Origin of the sequence: Luteolibacter rhizosphaerae, from assembly GCF_025950095.1 — a bacterium.
GTDB lineage: Bacteria > Verrucomicrobiota > Verrucomicrobiia > Verrucomicrobiales > Akkermansiaceae > Haloferula > Haloferula rhizosphaerae.
Window position 1 is genome coordinate 404,860 of sequence record NZ_JAPDDR010000001.1, and the last position, 16,535, is coordinate 421,394.

18 protein-coding genes are annotated in these 16,535 nt (G+C 62.1%); 8 read left to right on the plus strand and 10 right to left on the minus strand.

Features of this window, described 5'->3' with window-relative positions; all coding sequences use genetic code 11:
* Positions 1-16 precede the first annotated feature (16 nt).
* Both OJ996_RS01675 and OJ996_RS01680 read left to right on the plus strand, forming a co-directional pair.
* Positions 17-598, plus strand: coding sequence for an ECF-type sigma factor (locus tag OJ996_RS01675; RefSeq protein WP_264510507.1), 582 nt, complete (start codon positions 17-19; stop codon positions 596-598).
* Positions 599-610: 12 nt separating this feature from the next.
* The gene (locus OJ996_RS01680) at positions 611-2,851 is read left to right on the plus strand and encodes a serine/threonine-protein kinase (RefSeq protein WP_264510508.1); all 2,241 of its coding nucleotides are present in this window, start codon (positions 611-613) and stop codon (positions 2,849-2,851) included.
* Between the two features lie 5 nt (positions 2,852-2,856).
* Here OJ996_RS01680 and OJ996_RS01685 read toward each other — a convergent pair whose 3' ends face one another.
* Positions 2,857-3,903 (minus strand): agmatine deiminase family protein, encoded by a 1,047-nt coding sequence (locus OJ996_RS01685; RefSeq protein ID WP_264510511.1) that lies wholly within the window; start codon positions 3,901-3,903, stop codon positions 2,857-2,859.
* A 63-nt stretch (positions 3,904-3,966) separates the two neighbouring features.
* Here OJ996_RS01685 and OJ996_RS01690 point away from each other — a divergent pair, with 63 nt between their 5' ends.
* Positions 3,967-4,866 carry an ADP-ribosylglycohydrolase family protein gene (locus tag OJ996_RS01690; protein ID WP_264510513.1) on the plus strand — a complete coding sequence of 300 codons (900 nt, stop codon included), beginning with the start codon at positions 3,967-3,969 and terminating at the stop codon, positions 4,864-4,866.
* A 194-nt stretch (positions 4,867-5,060) separates the two neighbouring features.
* Positions 5,061-6,146: a metallophosphoesterase family protein gene (locus OJ996_RS01695; RefSeq protein WP_264510515.1), complete on the plus strand. Its 1,086-nt coding sequence runs from the start codon at positions 5,061-5,063 to the stop codon at positions 6,144-6,146.
* Positions 6,147-6,150: 4 nt separating this feature from the next.
* Here the strand turns inward: OJ996_RS01695 and OJ996_RS01700 are convergent, their stop codons facing one another.
* From OJ996_RS01700 to OJ996_RS01715, 4 genes are all read right to left on the minus strand, one after another.
* On the minus strand, positions 6,151-6,537 hold the full coding sequence (locus OJ996_RS01700) for a DMT family protein (protein ID WP_264510517.1): 387 nt from the start codon (positions 6,535-6,537) through the stop codon (positions 6,151-6,153).
* 43 nt (positions 6,538-6,580) lie between these two features.
* Positions 6,581-7,828 (minus strand): hypothetical protein, encoded by a 1,248-nt coding sequence (locus tag OJ996_RS01705; protein ID WP_264510519.1) that lies wholly within the window; start codon positions 7,826-7,828, stop codon positions 6,581-6,583.
* A 96-nt stretch (positions 7,829-7,924) separates the two neighbouring features.
* Positions 7,925-8,962, minus strand: coding sequence for an Lnb N-terminal periplasmic domain-containing protein (locus tag OJ996_RS01710; RefSeq protein WP_264510521.1), 1,038 nt, complete (start codon positions 8,960-8,962; stop codon positions 7,925-7,927).
* Positions 8,917-9,870: a DMT family transporter gene (locus OJ996_RS01715; protein ID WP_264510523.1), complete on the minus strand. Its 954-nt coding sequence runs from the start codon at positions 9,868-9,870 to the stop codon at positions 8,917-8,919. Before OJ996_RS01715 ends, OJ996_RS01710 begins: the two co-directional genes overlap by 46 nt.
* A 106-nt stretch (positions 9,871-9,976) precedes the next feature.
* Between OJ996_RS01715 and OJ996_RS01720 the strand changes: the two genes are divergently transcribed.
* On the plus strand, positions 9,977-10,240 hold the full coding sequence (locus OJ996_RS01720; protein WP_264510524.1) for a hypothetical protein: 264 nt from the start codon (positions 9,977-9,979) through the stop codon (positions 10,238-10,240).
* Here OJ996_RS01720 and OJ996_RS01725 read toward each other — a convergent pair.
* Together OJ996_RS01725 and OJ996_RS01730 are read right to left on the minus strand one after the other, a co-directional pair.
* Complete coding sequence (locus tag OJ996_RS01725) at positions 10,221-10,679, minus strand: GNAT family N-acetyltransferase (RefSeq protein WP_264510526.1); 459 nt, start codon at positions 10,677-10,679, stop codon at positions 10,221-10,223. The two genes, OJ996_RS01720 and OJ996_RS01725, sit on opposite strands and share 20 nt — an antisense overlap.
* Complete coding sequence (locus tag OJ996_RS01730) at positions 10,679-11,536, minus strand: carbon-nitrogen hydrolase (protein WP_264510528.1); 858 nt, start codon at positions 11,534-11,536, stop codon at positions 10,679-10,681. Before OJ996_RS01730 ends, OJ996_RS01725 begins: the two co-directional genes overlap by 1 nt.
* An 80-nt stretch (positions 11,537-11,616) precedes the next feature.
* Between OJ996_RS01730 and OJ996_RS01735 the strand changes: the two genes are divergently transcribed.
* On the plus strand, positions 11,617-12,345 hold the full coding sequence (locus OJ996_RS01735) for a protein-L-isoaspartate(D-aspartate) O-methyltransferase (RefSeq protein ID WP_264510530.1): 729 nt from the start codon (positions 11,617-11,619) through the stop codon (positions 12,343-12,345).
* Positions 12,346-12,453: 108 nt separating this feature from the next.
* On the opposite strand, the gene OJ996_RS01740 is transcribed toward OJ996_RS01735, so the two are convergent.
* Positions 12,454-12,825 (minus strand): hypothetical protein, encoded by a 372-nt coding sequence (locus OJ996_RS01740; RefSeq protein WP_264510532.1) that lies wholly within the window; start codon positions 12,823-12,825, stop codon positions 12,454-12,456.
* Positions 12,822-13,196 carry a hypothetical protein gene (locus OJ996_RS01745; protein ID WP_264510534.1) on the minus strand — a complete coding sequence of 125 codons (375 nt, stop codon included), beginning with the start codon at positions 13,194-13,196 and terminating at the stop codon, positions 12,822-12,824. Before OJ996_RS01745 ends, OJ996_RS01740 begins: the two co-directional genes overlap by 4 nt.
* A 194-nt stretch (positions 13,197-13,390) precedes the next feature.
* Here OJ996_RS01745 and tatC point away from each other — a divergent pair, with 194 nt between their 5' ends.
* The gene (tatC, locus tag OJ996_RS01750) at positions 13,391-14,692 is read left to right on the plus strand and encodes a twin-arginine translocase subunit TatC (protein WP_264510536.1); all 1,302 of its coding nucleotides are present in this window, start codon (positions 13,391-13,393) and stop codon (positions 14,690-14,692) included.
* A gap of 65 nt (positions 14,693-14,757) precedes the next feature.
* On the opposite strand, the gene OJ996_RS01755 is transcribed toward tatC, so the two are convergent.
* Complete coding sequence (locus tag OJ996_RS01755; RefSeq protein ID WP_264510538.1) at positions 14,758-15,621, minus strand: hypothetical protein; 864 nt, start codon at positions 15,619-15,621, stop codon at positions 14,758-14,760.
* A gap of 264 nt (positions 15,622-15,885) precedes the next feature.
* Here OJ996_RS01755 and OJ996_RS01760 point away from each other — a divergent pair, with 264 nt between their 5' ends.
* Positions 15,886-16,476, plus strand: coding sequence for a hypothetical protein (locus OJ996_RS01760; protein ID WP_264510540.1), 591 nt, complete (start codon positions 15,886-15,888; stop codon positions 16,474-16,476).
* Positions 16,477-16,535: the final 59 nt, after the last annotated feature.

Consider the following 16,535-nt stretch of genomic DNA (forward strand, 5'->3'; position numbering starts at 1 on the left):
GCCCTAAAGACTCGGCATGGATGTACCGGCGGAGGAGCTGACACGCCTCTTTCAGGAGATGGATGCAGGTTCGCAAGACGCCCGGGAAGCGATGCTCGCGGCGGTCTACGGGCAGCTCCGCACGATCGCCAAGGTGCGGATGGCAAACGAAGCGCCCGGCCGCACCCTGCAAGCCACCGAACTGGTCCACGAGGCGTGGCTCCGGCTCGGCGGCCCGGAGGGTGGCGGGCAAGGGTGGGCGAACCGGCGCCACTTCTTCTCCGCTGCTGCCACCGCGATGCGGCGCATCTTGATCGAGCATGCGCGCAGCCGGGCCTCGCTGAAGCGGGGCTCGGGGCAGGAGGCGCTCACGATTGAGAGCGTGCTGGATCTCTCGGAGGCGCCGGCATCCGAGAGGATCCTCGCGCTGGACGCCGCGCTCGCGTCACTGGAGGCGGAAGCGCCCGAGGCTCATCAGGTGGTGATGCTGCGTTTCTTCACGGGGCTATCCGTGGCGGAGTGTGCCGCGGCCCTGGATAGCTCCGAGCGCACGGTGATGCGGCACTGGGCTTTCGCGAAGGCGTGGCTGGCGAATGATCTGGAACAGGACCGGACCTGAGTCTGCAAAGCGATGCCGTCCTCCCTCCTCCAAAGTCTCTTTCTCCAAGCGAGCGAGCTCCCCGCTGAAGAGCAGGAGGAGTTCTTGAAAGGAGCGACGGATGATGCGGTGCTGCGGCAGCGGGTTTCCGATTTGTTAGAGAGCGCGCGCCGCTCGCCCGACTTCCTGGGCAGCCCGACCCTGGACTCCGCAGGCAATGCAGTGGCCGATCCGCGGGGAAACTCGCTGGGGCCTGGAAGTAGGATCGGGCCCTATGAGCTGGTCTCGAAGCTGGGCTCCGGTGGCGGCGGGATCGTGTTTCTGGCGCGGCAGGAGGCGCCTTTGCGGCGGGAGGTCTCGCTCAAGGTGATGCGGAGTTCGCTGGATGAAGAGGAGCCGCGCTGGCGTTTCGAGATCGAGCGAAAGGCGATCGAGCGCATGGAGCATCCGGGAATCGCGCGTGTGCTGGATGCGGGGTTGACGGAGGAGGACCGGCCATGGATCGCGATGGAATACATCGCGGGTGAGGCGATCACCACGTGGTGCGACTCTCAATGTTCGAGCTTGGATGAGCGGGCGGCACTGATGGCGTCTGTTTGCGATGCGGTTCATCACGCACACCAGAAGGGCGTGCTGCATCGGGATCTAAAGCCGTCGAATGTGTTGGTAACCCGCACGGCGGAGGGGGTGGCACGTCCCTGTCTGATTGATTTCGGCATTGCCCGCTTGAGTGATGCGGGAATCGACTCCGGACAGACACGCCCCGGACGCCTTCCGGGGACGCCGGGCTACATGAGCCCGGAGCAGATCGAAGGGCGGACGGACGATCTGGACGCGCGAAGCGATATCTTCTCCTTGGGGGTGATCCTCTATGAGCTTCTGGTGGGGGCGTCGCCTTTTCGTGATCCCGATGGGACCTCGCGCGATGTGATCTCTCCGGAAAAGAACACGCGGCTGCGTTCGGACGATGCGATGGTGCGTCTGGCCGAGCAGCGGGGGGAATCTCCACAAGCGTGGAAGCGCGAGATGCGCGGTGACTTGGCCCTCATCGCTCTGAAATGTCTGCGTGCCGATCCGGATGATCGGTACGCGAGTGCGGACGCCTTGGCTGCGGATCTGCGGGCCTTCGTGGCGAAGCTGCCGGTTTCGGCGCATCGGCCTAGCTTGGGTTATTTGGCCTCGCGGATGATCCGCCGTCATCCGGTTGCATCGCTGTCGGGAGCGGCTGCGGTGTTTGCCTTGGTGGTTTGCTTCATCGTGATTCTGCAGACGCAAAGGCAGGCCGTAACTCAGAGGGAACTCGCCCGGGCCGAGAAGAAGCGGGCGGAGGATCTCTTCTCCGGCTTCTCCCGTTTGATCGTGGCGGGGAATCCGGAGTATGGGAATCCGCGTGATTATTCACTCGGGCAGGCCGTGATGGATTTCGCGGAGCATCTGCCTGACGAGCTTACCCGTGATCCGAAGACGGAGGCGCGGGCGCGGCACACGCTGGCTAACGCGTTGCAGGGGATGGGGGAGTCAACGAAGGCGGGGGAGCAGTTTACCGAGTGTCTCAAGTTGCTGGAGGGCTTGCCTGCTGACGAGAGCGCCGATGTGCTTCCGGTAATTCTGTTCGGAAATGCGATCGTGATTGCGGAGACCAATCCCGATCTTGCCTGGCAGCAGTTGCTTCGAGCGGAGAAGCTGCTGGCGGCTTCGAAAGATGCGGTGGATGCCTACATGAGGATACGGGTGCTGTGCCAGCTCTCGGTGATGGCACATGATCGCGGTGATATGGAGCAGGCCCGGTCGATGGCTACGGGGGCACTGGCAGCCGCGGAAAAGCTGGTGCCCGAGGAGCCGGGCCTGGTGGCGAGATGTCTGTGGACTCTTGCGAGAGTGGAGCGCTCCGTGCAGAACTTGGACAAGGCGAAGGCCCTGCATGAGCGCCGGGTGGGCCTGCTTTCCGCCACGGAGGGCGATGATTCGCCGCTCACTTGGGATGCGCGGGCCGAGCTCGCCCTGCTCGCGGTCAATGGGCCGGATGCGGAGATCCACTTGGAAACGCTGCGGGATCTTTCGCGAAAGACCGAGGAGCATTTCGGACCGCGGCATCAGCAGACGCTCGCCCGCTGGATCGATTGTGCCCGGGCGAGCGGTGCCGCGGGCAGGCGGGAGGATGCCCTGGGCATTTATCAGAAGGTGCTGCAGCAAGCCGAGTCCCCGACCTTCGCCGAGCCTAGCACGCGCGAGCGTTGGCTCGAAGAATACGAGGAATTGAAGGTTGCGCCGTGATGGTCTCAGGCCGGCTGCTGCTGCGAGATGCAGTGCAGGGTGCCGCCTTCTTCCACCAGGTCGAGGCAGTCGATGCCCACGACCTCGCGGTCGCCGAAGAGTTCGCGGAGCATGCCGAGTGCCCGGTCGTCGTTCTTGTGCTGGCGGAACGTGGGGACGAGCACGCCGCCGTTCACGATCAGGAAATTGACGTACGATGCGGGTAGTACCGGCAAGCGCCAGCCAGGGACCTCACAGGCCTCGGGCAAGTGAATCGGCACGATCTCGAAGGGTTTGCCTTCGTGGCCGAGGAAGGACTTCAGGCGGCCGAGGTTGTCATCGAGGACGGCGTGATTGGGGGAAGCGCTGTCCTTCTCCACGCAGGCGACGATGGTGCCGCAGTCGATGAAGCGGGCGAGGTCGTCGATGTGGCCGTCGGTGTCGTCGCCCTCGATGCCTTGCTTGAGCCAGAGGATGTCGCGGACATCGAGGGTGTCGCGGAGCTTTTGCTCGATCTCCTCGCGGGAGAGGTGAGGATTGCGGTTCTTGTTCAGCAGCACGGCCTCGGTGGTGAGGAGCTGGCTGGCGCCGTTTACCTCGATCGCGCCGCCTTCCAGGATCATGCCGCCGGTGAAGCGCTTCATGCCAAGGCTCTTGGCGATCTGGCGGGGGATCGAGTCGTCGAGATCGTAGGGCGGGAACTTGCCGCCCCAGGCATTGAAGCCCCAGTCGCTGATCGCTACCTCGCCGGTCTCGCGATGCTTCAGGAAGATCGGGCCGTGGTCGCGGCACCACACGTCGTTGTGCGGGTGATCGAAGAGTTGGACACGTTCCGGCACCGCCTTGGCCTTGTTGCAGAGTTCGAGGATCGCGGCGTGTTCCTTGCCCTCGGCATTGATCCGCACGGTCTCGAAGCGGCTGATGGCTGCGGCGATCTCGGCGAACTTCGCCTTCATGAGATCCTTCTTGTTGCCGCCCCAATGCCGCTCGTCGTCCACGGGCCACGAAAGCCAGACGGCCTCCTGATGGGACCATTCGGCGGGCATTGCGTAGCGGAGTTCGGCGGGTGTCATGCGGGAGGCAGGAAAGCAGCATCCGGCTTGGCGCGGAAGTGGGAATGTGCAGGCTTTTCCGCCATGACCGCGGAAGAACGGAAGGAGCTCGGCCTAGTGGTGCTTGACGGGCTTTCGGTGGGCGATGCTTTCGGGGAAGTTTTCGCCTACGGCAGCGAGTCGGTTCGCAAACGGGTTTCCAGCGGGGTCATCGGCGGTCCGTGGTGGTGGACGGATGACACCGCGATGGCGCTGGGCATCATGGAGATCCTGACCAAGACGGGGAAGGTGGAGGAGACTTCACTGGCTTGGATTTTCTCCCGCAACTACAGGCGGGAGCCGGATCGAGGTTACGGGCGGATGGCGCGGATGGTCTTGGACAAGATTGCCGCGGGCGAAGACTGGCGGGAGGTCTCCAGCAAGGCTTTCGATGGTGGCTCGATGGGAAACGGGGCGGCGATGCGTGCGGGTCCGCTGGGTGCGTGGTTTGCTGATGATCTCGAGCGAGTGAGAAGCGAGGCGTGGAGATCGGCTCGCGTTACGCATTGGCATCCGGAGGGGATGGCGGGGGCGGTAGCCTTGGCAGTTGCGGTCGCGGTCGCTTGGCAGACTCGGGAAGCCCCGGCGGAAAAGGCGAAGGAGCTTATTGTCGAAGCGGTGTTGAAGCATACGGCGGAAGGACCGACACGCTCGATGATTGAGTCTGCATCGCGCTTCGATCCATCTGCTTCTCCGGCTGAGGCGGCGCGTGCTTTCGGCAACGGCTCTTTGGTCACGGCACCGGACACGCTGCCCTATGTGATCTGGTCGGCATTGCGATCACTGGATGACTATGCCGATGCCCTCGTCGCTACCGTGGAAGGCGGGGGAGACTGTGACACGAATGCCGCCATGGTCGGTTCCATCGTTGTCGCCCGTCTCGGACGGTCCGCAATTCCTTCCGAATGGTTGGCGGCTCGGGAGAAGTTGCCGCCCCCAGCGTGATATCGTTTTTCGCCAAGGCTTCTGGAAAATCCGCATGATCGGTTTATTTTGCGTGAAATATGGCGGTTTAATGACGTATGGAGACGTGTATGAAGCGTCGTGGATTTCTAGGAAAGGTAGCGGGCGGAGCGGTAGCAGGCGTTGGGGGCGTTTCCGTTGCCCAAGAAAAGCCTGCCGATGAAGCCTTGCCTCTGGTGAAGACTCCCGCCGTGATCATGGCCCCGCGAGCCGACGGGGTGGAGGTGGTTTGGGCGGTTTCGAAGCTCGCCCGCGGCCACGTCGAGTGGAAAGCGGAGGACGGTAGCAGCGGCACGGCAGGAGCAGACCGTTTCGGCTTCGTGCCGCAGGGAGACGAGATCCTGCGTGTGAAGCTCAGCGGACTGAAGCCCGGCGTCCGGTATCAACTCCGCGCCATCACCGACTCCACCGACGGGAAGGATCGTCTCGAAGGCCCGTGGAAGAAATTCCGCACGTTGGATCCCACAGCCCAAGAGACCCGCTTCGTGGTTTGGAACGATACCCATCAGAACGATGAGACCATCAAGCAACTGCACGCCGTCACTCCGCCCGGCGACTTCCTCCTGTGGAACGGGGACACATGCAATGATTGGCACCAAGAGGACTGGCTGGTGCCCACCTTGCTGAATCCCGGTGGTCAGGATGTGAGCGACGACCGGCCGATGTTGCTCGTATGGGGCAATCATGACGTGCGCGGCAAGTGGGCCTTCAAGGTCCCGGAGATGATCGCGACGCCGGACGGCCGTCCCTTCTACGCCTTCCGCAGCGGGCCGGTGGCGGTTCTCTGCCTGCACACCGGTGAAGACAAACCGGACAACCATCCAAGCTTCGGAGGGCGGGTGGCTTTCGAAGCGCTGCGCCGCGAGCAAGCCGAATGGATCAAGCAAGTCACCGCACAGCCCGGCTTCCGCGATGCGCCCTATCGGGTTGTCTTCTGCCACATCCCGCTGCGCTGGACCAAGGAAGTCGCGGATGCGGGCTACGAGAAGGGTGGCTACGACGCCTTCAGCCGCTTCAGCCGCGAGGCCTGGCATGATGCGCTCGTCGGATGGAAGACGCAGATCGTGATCTCCGGCCACACTCATAGTCCCGCATGGATCGAGGCCAATGCCGAGTTTCCCTATGCCCAGCTTGTGGGCGGAGGCCCGCAAGCGAATCGTGCGACTTGGATCGAAGGCAAGGCGAATGCCGAAGCCTTATCCTTCGTGATGAAGGATCTCGAAGGAAAGGTAGTCCATGAGATCGCTCTGAAGCCGATATAGTCTCTCACTTCGCTTGGACCTCGGCCACCGGGGTTTTCTTCCCCGGCAAGCTATCGCGCACGATGAAGAAGACGGCGCCCGCCATGCATAGCGCGGCGAAGAAGTAATTCCAGGTCAGCTTCTCCTTCAGATAGAAGATCGCGAAGGGGGCGAAGACGGAGAGCGTGATGACTTCCTGGGTGATCTTGAGCTGCGCCGCGCTCAGGCCGCCGTTGTAGCCGATGCGGTTGGCCGGGACTTGCAGCAGGTACTCGAAGAGCGCGATGCCCCAGGAGATCAGCGCGGCGATGATCCACGGCTTTTCCTTCAGATCCTTCAGGTGGGCATACCACGCGAAGGTCATGAAGATGTTGGAAAGGGTGAGGAGCGCGACGGTTTTGAGCAAGGTCACGCTCCTCGGATAGCGCGGGCTGCCGCAGCGTCAAGCAAGCGGCTCAAGGGCAATCGTGGGACAGGCCGCTGTAGCACTCGCAAGGCTGTGACGGAGGAGCGAAGGTCGGAGCGGCCGGCTCTTCGTCTGCGGGTGCGATGGCAGCGGCGGCCATGGCGGGTGCCGGTGCGGGCGGTAGGGGATTCGTGTTCAGGCGGAAGAAGCGTCGACCCGACGTTGCCAAGGAGGGGGAGAAGCTCTGTACGGTGCCATCCCCGGCTTGGGTGCTGACACTGCTCCAGCCGGTATCGAGAGAAGTGCTGGTCTGCAGCCGGTAGGTGGTGCCGGTGGTGCTAGGCCAGCTGAAGCTGAACGGCTGAGAGGGCAGATACTGCGCGGTGAGGAAGCGGGCGGGTGGATCGACTTGCCAGCCAACGTCACGCAAGCCTGCGATGTCGAGGTCGGTGAAGACCTTGAAGAAGGCTCCTGCGTTGCAGAACGAGGGATCCATGATCGCGATCTGAGCATAGCCATGGGCTGCATTGAACGACCCGTATGCCTTGCTTAGGACATTCAGGGGATTGGCGGGGTTGTGGCCATCCGGCCCTACACAAGCCCCATCATCCCGCCAATGATCGCCGGACGCATCCAGCGGGACGCTGGCTCCGTAGGATTGGACCGCACTCGTGCCTGTGAAGAGTCCGCCGGAGATCTTCGCGTCCCATGATCCGGCCGTACCGATGCCGAGTAGGTGGCCGAGTTCGTGGAGGGCAATCGGGACGAAGGGCATCGTGCCGCTTCCCGGGAAGTCCGTGGAGAAGTTCCAGTTGGAAACGTCCGTGTCGAAGGTGATGAAACCACCCCACGGAGCGAAGTCCGTTTTCGGAGTGGCCAAGGCTCCGGCTTGCCCGCGTCCGGCCACCCGGTTGCCCCAAGTTTGAGTGCCGCTCCAGCCATAGCCGCCATATCCGCCTTGGCCGATGGTGGAGCCGGGAATGGATTTACCGCCGGCAAACACGATCAGAGTGTTTGCCGGAACCACCAGATTGCTGAGGGTAATCGTGTTGCTTCCTCCGGGATTGGGGAAGTTGGCGGACCACGTCCCGCCGCCGTCCGTGGCGGGATTGATCGAAAGCAGCTGATCGTGGATCAGGGTCTCGAAATAGTCAGCCACCTTGCGGAGGGCTTCCTTGGATCCGGGCTGGTTGAAGAAGCCGTTGGTATCGTAATCGTAGCGGATCTCGATCTTGATGGCTTGGGCAGGCGAGGCACAGGCGAGGAGTCCGCCGATCGCTAGAGCGTGGAGTTTCATGGGAGGTGCAGGAGTGGGTAGCACTCCATACCAGCCACAAAATTATGGTTCGGAAAACCGTAAACTACAGTTTTGCAAAGATTGCAGGGTTGACGCTCAGCGGGTTGGGATGTTCGAGCGGATCTTGCGAGAGAAGTCGGGGTCGTCGTGGGCCTGAAGGGCGCGGTCGTTGATGTGGCCCTTCTCCTTGAGAACGGCCAAGGGGGTGGACTTGGCGGCGAGGAGGCTCTTTTCGTAGAGAAGTTCGTCGAGCTTGCCGTTGAGGAGGAGTCGCCAGTCCGGAAGACCGCGGTCGGCCTTCGCGATCTGGGAGCTCAGGGCGGTGGTGCAGTTGGCGGTGACCGCATTGTAGAAGCGAGGCCGTTCGTTCACGGCCCGGATTTGGTCCACGTATTCCATGAAGCGTTCGCGAGCCTTTTGCGGACCGAGGGCGAGGCGGTAGAGATAGGCGTCCTCGTCCTTGCGGATATTGGTGCGGACCCGGACGAAGTCCCGTTCATCGCCCACGAGGTAGGTCAGTTCGTAGAGTTTGTAGAGGCCACCCAAAGTGGTGTAGACCTCGCCCTTTTCGCGCCGGGTTTCGATCGAGAAGGAGATATAGCCCTCATCGCCGAAGTCGAAACTGAAGATCGGATGGGCGATCCATGGCGAGCCCCAGTAGTTGAGCACCATGTCGACCCCCTGGAGCTTGGAGAGGTGGACGGTGCGGGTTTCCCAGCGCTCCGTTACGGTGCCGTCCATGGCGTAATCGAAGTTGCGGAAATTGGTGAAGGTAACGGCGTCGCCCTCGACGCTGGCACCTGCGCTGCGGGCATACTCCGGGGCCCAGTCCCGTTCTTGGGACGGCTGCTTGAAGAGCCACGGGATGATCGCGAGCGCCAGGATTCCGGCGAAGGCCAGCCAGCGGCGCGAGGATGTCTTCGAGCGGAAGATGAGCACGATGCCTAGCAGGAGCCACAGCAGGCCGAGCACGAGATTGCCTGTGCCGGGGAAGGGGCCGTCGAAGTAAATGGCCCCGAAGGTCCAGAGCGTGGCAAGCAGGCAAAGGAAACGCAGGATGCCGCGTCCGCAGGCGCGGGCGGGCCGGTTCAAGGAGCCGGTGCGATCGCCGGCGGGTGGGGAGGACGCTTCCATTGCATCAAGATATTCGCGGCAAGGATGAGGGAGCCTCCCGAGATAAGTGAAAAGGTCAAGGTCTCGTTAGGATAAGGGTGGCCCACCATCCGTCCTAACAGGGCGGGGAGGAACATGACGAAGCCAGCGGTGAAGACCGGCTCGGTGGTGTAGATCAGGCCGGCCTCGGTGGCGGAGACGCGGGGCTGCCAACTGTTCATCAGCCCGTAAGCGCCGACCGAGCAGAAGAGAGCGAGCGAGAGGATGAGCGCGAAGGCCGGCCAAGAGGCACCTGCCTCGATCACCATTCTTGGATGAGGCGCGGCAAGCAGGCTGAGGGGGAGGAAGATCACCGCGATCCAAACGCACATCGCGAAGGTGACGACCAAGCCGCGGTTGCCCTCATACTTTGGGTTCTCGAGGGTGAGGATCTGGAATGTGAAGATGAAGGCGCCTGCGAGCGTGGCGAGTTCGCCCTCGCCGATCTTGAGCGTACCGGGCCCAATGCCGGAGAGAATCGCACCTCCGGCGATGACCATGAGCGTGGCGAGCACGGTGCGCATGGAGGGAGCGCTCTTGGTTCTGAAACAAGCAATCAGGGGTAGGAAGACGCAGTAGGCCTGGGTGAGGAAGGCCGAAGCGGATGCTTCGGTCCGGGTGAGTCCCCACGCTTGGAAGGCCATCCCGATGCCGCCCCAGACCGCGAGCCATGCCGCTTGCTGGATTTCCTTGGCAGTGGGCCGGCGATGAAGGAGGAAGGGGACCATCAACACTGCAGCCAGGGCGAAGCGGGCCATCTGCAGCCAGACGGAAAGAAAGATATCCGGGATATCTCCCAAGCGCGCCGACTGTTCGTAGTCGAGCGCTTTCACAATCGGGAAGCTCAAACCCCAGAGAGCGCAGGCGACGATGAGGAAAACGACGGGCATGGCGGGCTGGAGAAAAGCCTCTCCGACTCGGCTGCGGCAGGGAAGCCCGGAGAGAGGAAGGCGATTTCCATTTTGACTCTCCGGCAAGTGCGCCTACCGGTTTATCATGGCTACTACCACTCCTGTTGCACGCAATTCGTTCAGCATTCCCTCGCTGATTTCCGTTGCCGCTGCCATCGGCAGCTTCATGACCGGCGCGACCCTCGGTCTGATCTTCGCGGTGATTGCCATCCTTTTCGGTATCCTCGGCGTAGTCATTTCCCTCTCGCCGGTGAAACGTGGGGGTGTCGCCAGCACCTTCGGAATCATGGCCGGTGCCGTCGGCATCATCGCCGCAATCATCAAGGCGATCATGTGGATGGCGAGCTGAGGGTGGATTCATCCGTTTTGGAGAGCTCCATCAGGAGATAGGGGCGGCCATCGGTCTCGCCTTCTCCAATCTGTGCCCACCCCGATCGCTTGTAGAAAGAGAGCGCGACCGAGTTTCCGGCGACACATTTAAGCCGGAAGGGGCCCGGTTGCCTGCGGGCGAGATCATCAAGAAGAGCACGTCCGATACCTTTTCCGCGGTGGCCATTCGCGATGAAGAGGTGATGGACGAATTGCTCGGGTTCCCAGAGCGAGATGAATCCGACAATCCCGTTTTCCGCAGTTTCGGCGACGTGAATCAGTTCGCCTTCAGTGGCGGACGCGAAGTCGTCGAGTTGAAATGAAGCCGGATCTTCCCACACGAAGGTCGAACGCCGGACGCTGAGGAAGATCCCGGCGAGGGCGGCGTGGTCTTCGATGGAGGCCAAGCGGATGGTCATCAGGAACGCCAACGCTTCACGAGCTCACCGTAAGCGTCGATACGACGGTCGCGGAAGAAAGGCCAGATGCGGCGGAAGTCTTCCACGCCGCCGAAGTCGAGATCGTGATAGAGAATCTCTTCCTTTTCGGTGGAGGCCTTGGCGACGAGCTCACCATAGGGATTTGCGACGAACGACCGGCCCCAGAATTCGGTGTCTCCTTCGGTGCCGACGCGATTGACGGCGGCCAGATAGCAGCCGTTTGCAACTGCATGGCCGCGCTGGACGGTTTCCCAGGCACAATGCTGGGCATCGCCGAGTGTCGGCTTCTCTGCCGGCAGCCAACCGATTGCGGTGGGATAGACCAGGACCTGTGCACCACCGAGCGCCATCAGGCGGGCTGCTTCCGGATACCACTGATCCCAACAGATCAGCACGCCGATCCTGCCGAAACGCGTGTCCCAAACCGGCCAACCGGTATCGCCGGGGGTGAAGTAGAATTTTTCCTCGAAGGCGGGATCCTGGGGGATGTGGCTCTTGCGGTAGAGGCCCATCAGCGAGCCGTCCGCGTCATGGATCGAGGCGGTGTTGTGGTAGAGCCCGGGACCGCGGTGTTCGAAGAGAGAGGAAATCAGGACGATACCGAGTTCCTTCGCGAGCGCCCCGAGCCGATCGGTGACCGGGCCGGGGAGAGGATCTGCGAGATCGAAGAGCTGCGGGTCCTCGACCGTGCAAAAATACGGGGTGAGGAAGAGTTCCTGGGTGACCACGATGTTTGCCCCTCCCTTCGCGGCTTCGCGAATGAGCGTTTCATGGTGGTCGAAGGACTCTGCCTTGGTGGCGAAGCCTTTGGACTGGAGCAGGGCGAGGCGCGGCATGGCGCTAAGGAAAATCAGGAGCGCATCCCGGGCAAGGAAGGAAGCAGTGGCGACTGCCGGGAAGGGGGGTATCGTTCCGGATGAATGCGATTTTCTCCAGACTGGCCGGGCTTGCGGGAGTGGTCGCAAGTGTCTGTGCGCAAGAGACCCGAGAAGCGGCAGTGCTGCCGGTGGACATGAAAGTGGAACGCGAGCGGATGGTGAATGAACAGATCGTCCGCCGTGGGGTGAAGGATGCGCGGCTGCTGGAGGTGATGAAGATCACGCCCCGCGAGGAATTCATGCCGCTGGATACCCGCGAGCTGGCCTACGATGATCGGGCGATCCCGATCGGCTACGGCCAGACCATTTCCCAACCCTACATCGTGGCCTTCATGACGGAAGCGCTGGGATTGAAACCACAGGACCGGGTCTTGGAGATCGGCACCGGGTCCGGCTATCAAGCCGCGGTGCTGGCGGGACTGGTGAAGGAGGTCTACACGATCGAGATCGTGGAGGTTCTCGGCAAGCAGGCGGCGCTGACCTTGGAGCGATTGAACTACAAGAATGTGGCGACGCGGATCGGAGATGGCTACCGGGGCTGGCCGGAGGCGGCACCTTTTGATGCGATCATCGTGACCTGCGCTCCCGATGATGTCCCCGCACCGCTCGTGGAGCAGCTTGCAGAGGGCGGGCGGATGATCATCCCGGTGGGACCTGAGGGGCAGCCCCAGAATCTGATCATGCTGAGGAAAACGAATGGCGAGATCGTGAAGCAGAAAAGCCTCCCCGTCGTATTCGTGCCAATGACCGGGGAGGGGAAGAAGTGACCCGCCGGGAAGCTCCCAATATCTCTATCGCGTCGCTTCCTTTCCGAGCACGGGCTCGGTGGACTTCACCGGCGCGGCGGCCGCTTCTTCCTTGGAAGGTATCGACTGTTACATCGCCTCGTTGGCCACGGCGGCATCGCCATCTTGCATGAGCTCGCTACCCTCCGCGGCAACCTCAATCCCTTGACTTTCCGGAGGAAAAACCTTCCCGCTTAGATAAGCCCGATCCGAGTCGTTGGCAGCGTCTGCTACAATCTGCTCCGCGAGAGGACGGTCCAGAGCCAGCAAGGTGCGTCCGAGGCGTGCGAGATCTTCCCGTGCGGGCTTCGTTCCGAGATATTCGGCCAGCAGCCCGGACGCTTCCTGGTGATGCTTCCCCGCGCCAATGAGGATCAAGCTCTGCACTTGATCCGCTCGCTCTGCGGGCGAAAGCGTTCCCGCCAGCTCAAGACCGCGCTGGAAATCCTGACCGGAGATCATGGCGAGAACGGCCCGGATCCCGGCCGCATCTCTGGTTTCACGGGCCTGTGCCAAGGCTTCGTCAGGAGCGCTCGCGGACCATCCCGCGTAGGCCTCTCCTTCATCAGTTGCCGCGTCGGTTCTTCCACGGGAGCGGAAGCGATCCAAGCCAGACACTTCTTGGGATCGCTTTTCGTCCAGATCGCCACGACATGCCCGAGCAAGCGGTCGCGATCCTCGCCTGACGCCAGGGCCGCCAGGTTCTCAGCCGCTTGGCGCGGATCGATCTTCGCCCACTCCGTGGCCAGGGCCAACAGCCCTTCCCGGCGCAAGCTTTCGTCGTCGAGCAAGAGCAGGTCCTCAAGCGCTTGCTTCTCTACCGACGTCACCACGAATCTAGCAGCATCTAAGGACGAATGTCAAATTCGATCCGTTTTCGTGCAATTCCTCACCCTGCGCGCCGTAAGAGTCGCGGATGCCCGGAACCAAGCAGGGTCGCGGCTGTCCGTGGTGGACCGCCTCGAATAATCCGTTTCCTTCATTGCGCCCCCGCCTCTCCCGCCCTTGAATCCCGCCGCGACGGCCGATGTTTTTGCTGAACAAGGTATTTCAACTGCGGGACAAGGCGAACCCGGACCTAGAAAAGCCTTTCCTTGAGCATTTGGAAGACCTGCGGGTGATGATCACCCGTACTGTGGTAACCCTCATGGTTTCCATGGTCGTCTGCTTCGCCTTCCAGGACAAGCTGATGGACCTGCTCCGGGAGCCTGTCGATCAGGTGACGCAGATCCACGCCAGCAAACTGCTCCCCTCCGACATTACCCCGGCCAACTGGGAGGCGGCCAAGAAGATCGAGCACGCCGCCGTCTCGCTTGGGATGGAGCGTTCCGGCGTTTTCCTCGATCAGTTCGATGCGGACACCCTCCGTAGGGTAGAGTTGGTCCGCCTCCTTCGCGCGATTGCCGCGCTGCCCGAAGCGAATCGCAAGCCTTTCCTCGAGAAGGCCGCCACGCCGGAGTTCGGGGCAATCGTGACCGAGATGCTGGTGAAAGGTGCGAGCCCGGAGATCGATGTCCGCGGGAATCTCCAGCTGATGTCCGCCCTGAAGCCCACCGAGACCTTCATGCTCTCGATGAAGCTCTCCTTCTTCGCGGGCATCGTGGTAGCGTTCCCTCTGCTCCTGCTTTACGTCCTGCAGTTTGTCCTGCCCGGCCTGCATACCCACGAGCAAAAGGTGCTATGGCCGGCGCTGGCCATCGGTTTCGGGCTCTTCCTGATCGGTGTTTGTTTCGCCTACTTCTTCGTCCTGCCGCGTGCCCTGACCTTCTTCTATGAATGGAGCGCCCAGCTGGGCGTGTCCAATGACTGGCGGATCGGGGAGTACATCACCTTCGCGACCCAGTTCACGCTGCTCTTCGGCCTTTCCTTCGAGCTGCCGGTGGTGGTCATGGTCTTCGTGAAGATCGGCCTGCTCACCCACGAGGCGATGCGCCGGACCCGGTCCTACGCGATCCTGGCGATCTTCGTGGTCGCGGCGATCATCACGCCCACGCCGGACGCCTTCACCCTTTGTCTCATGGCGGGGCCGATGTGCCTGCTCTACGAGCTCTGCATCTGGCTCTCCTACTTCGATGCGAAGAAAGCCGAACAGGCCGAACGCGAGGAGGAGCGTCAGCGGATGGAGCGCCTGCTGCTCGATTCCGATAGCCACGAGAAGGGCGAGGAAGAGGACCGCTCCGATCACTGGGATCCCTCCAACAACGAGGATGGCTGGAAGGCCGGCTCGGAATCCGCTACCGAGGGCGAGGCTCTCTCCGAAGAACCGCCCCAGAGCATTCCGGATGAGGAGCGCCGCCGGATGTCCGACTTGGGTGGGGAAAACAAATAGCGATCATCGATCCGATGTCGGTCCCAGGCCTTGTTGCCCGCCCCGGAATTCCCCTGCGGGCCTGATCAGTTCTTCCCCACCTCTACGGTCACCTCCGACTTGAGCGGGCCTTCGATGCTGAAGGTGAGGTCGCCTCCCGGCGAGCCCTCCATCAGCAGGGTTCCGCTGAGTTTCGACTCCAGATCCACGAGATCCTTCAGCGAGCGATGGGATAGCATCTCGCCCTTCGCCGCCATCTTGAGCGGGGCCTCACCTTTCTTCGCGGGTGCCACGCCTTTGAGATCGAAGACGGACTTGAGCACCGCGCAGGAAGTTCCCGCGACATCCTTCAGCTCCAGGAACTGGACGCTGAATTCTCCCTCCAGTGCGCTCATCCCGCAGAACTCCTTCAGCTCTTTCAGGTCGACCTTCCAAGTTTCGCCCGGCTTGCGGGGTTCCTTTCCGTAGATCGCCAGATCCGGCTCGGCGCGCAACTGCTCCAACAGTTCATCCAGTGCGGTCTTCTGCTCCGGATTTGCTTCGCCCTCCTCCAAGCCTGCGTGCCATTTTCCTTCCTTGAACTCCACGATCACCGGCAAGCCCTGCAATTCATCGTGCTGCTCGGGTTCCGGCTCCTCCATTTCCTCGATCACGCGCCGGGTCTCAACGGTCCGGCTCATAAGCACCCGTCGCGCCTTGCCGTCTCCCAAGCCTTCATACAATTCATTGGAGGCGACCTTGCGCGAGAAGGTCCCTTTCGCCGTCTGGAACTCGAACTTGAGCTTGAGCGCCGCCTCCCCGAACTCGGAGTTCTCGCGCCGTGAGAAGACCTTCCCGGCTTCCGGCAGGCTGCCCGCCTTCGCCAGGAGATGACCCGCGGCTTCCTCCGCGGGCAGGGTTCCCCAACCGCACAGCACCGCCATGGCCCCTACCAGCACGTGAATCTTCATCATTCCCGCTTCACTACCCTCCCTACCCCGCGGCTGGAAAGCACGGACTCGCTTCCGCCCTGATCTGGCGCATAGGCATTCGCATCTGCCGGACCTCTCGCCTCGCTTGGTCCCTGCCGATTCAGAGCGACGGATGACAACCCGAAGTAGTTATTAGAATAAAAATCCCTGCTTGGTGTTTTCGCCCGCAGGCGTTCCTTCCATTGCCTACGATGATGCGGAGGACGGCGGAATCGGATACGCCCAAGCTGCAGGCGAAGGGACTTGGACGCGGAAGCCATTCCGGCTTCGGATGCCGAGGGGCCATCTCTTGCCTTCGACGCGGAAGGGAACCCGGCAATCGCCTATCAGGCCGATATCGTCTCCCTTCATCTTATCCGTAAGACAGCGGGTGGGTGGGTCACGTCCACCATTGCGGAGGATCCCGAAGAGTATCTCGAATATACTGCCGTTCGATTGGCATTCACCCCTTCGGGACAAGCCGCGGTTACCTACGACAGCTACTTCTCGGAGGGACGGCTGACTTACGCGGTCTTCAACGAAGAGGAGGAGGAATGGCAGGCATCCGTCATCAGCACCGCTTCGGACTGGCGTTTCGGCAGCGTTTTGACCTTTTCGCCCTCCGGGTTGCCGGTCGTCGCTTATACCTTGGATGCGGATCTCGACCAATGGCCTTCCAATCTCGCGGTCGCGACTTTGAAGGCAGGAGTTTGGGAAAAGGAGTATCTTGGCGTGACCTATGCCGACAAATACGAGTCAGGACGCTACGGGCTCGCATTTAGTCCCGGAGGACAGCCTGCCGTCGTTTTCTCTACCGGTAGTTCGATCCGTTACGCGGTGAAAGGGGGGCTCTAACCGGATCGGCGGAGGCCGCGGGCTTGCTACCGAGGCCGGCAACCGCGAGGTGCCGTCTC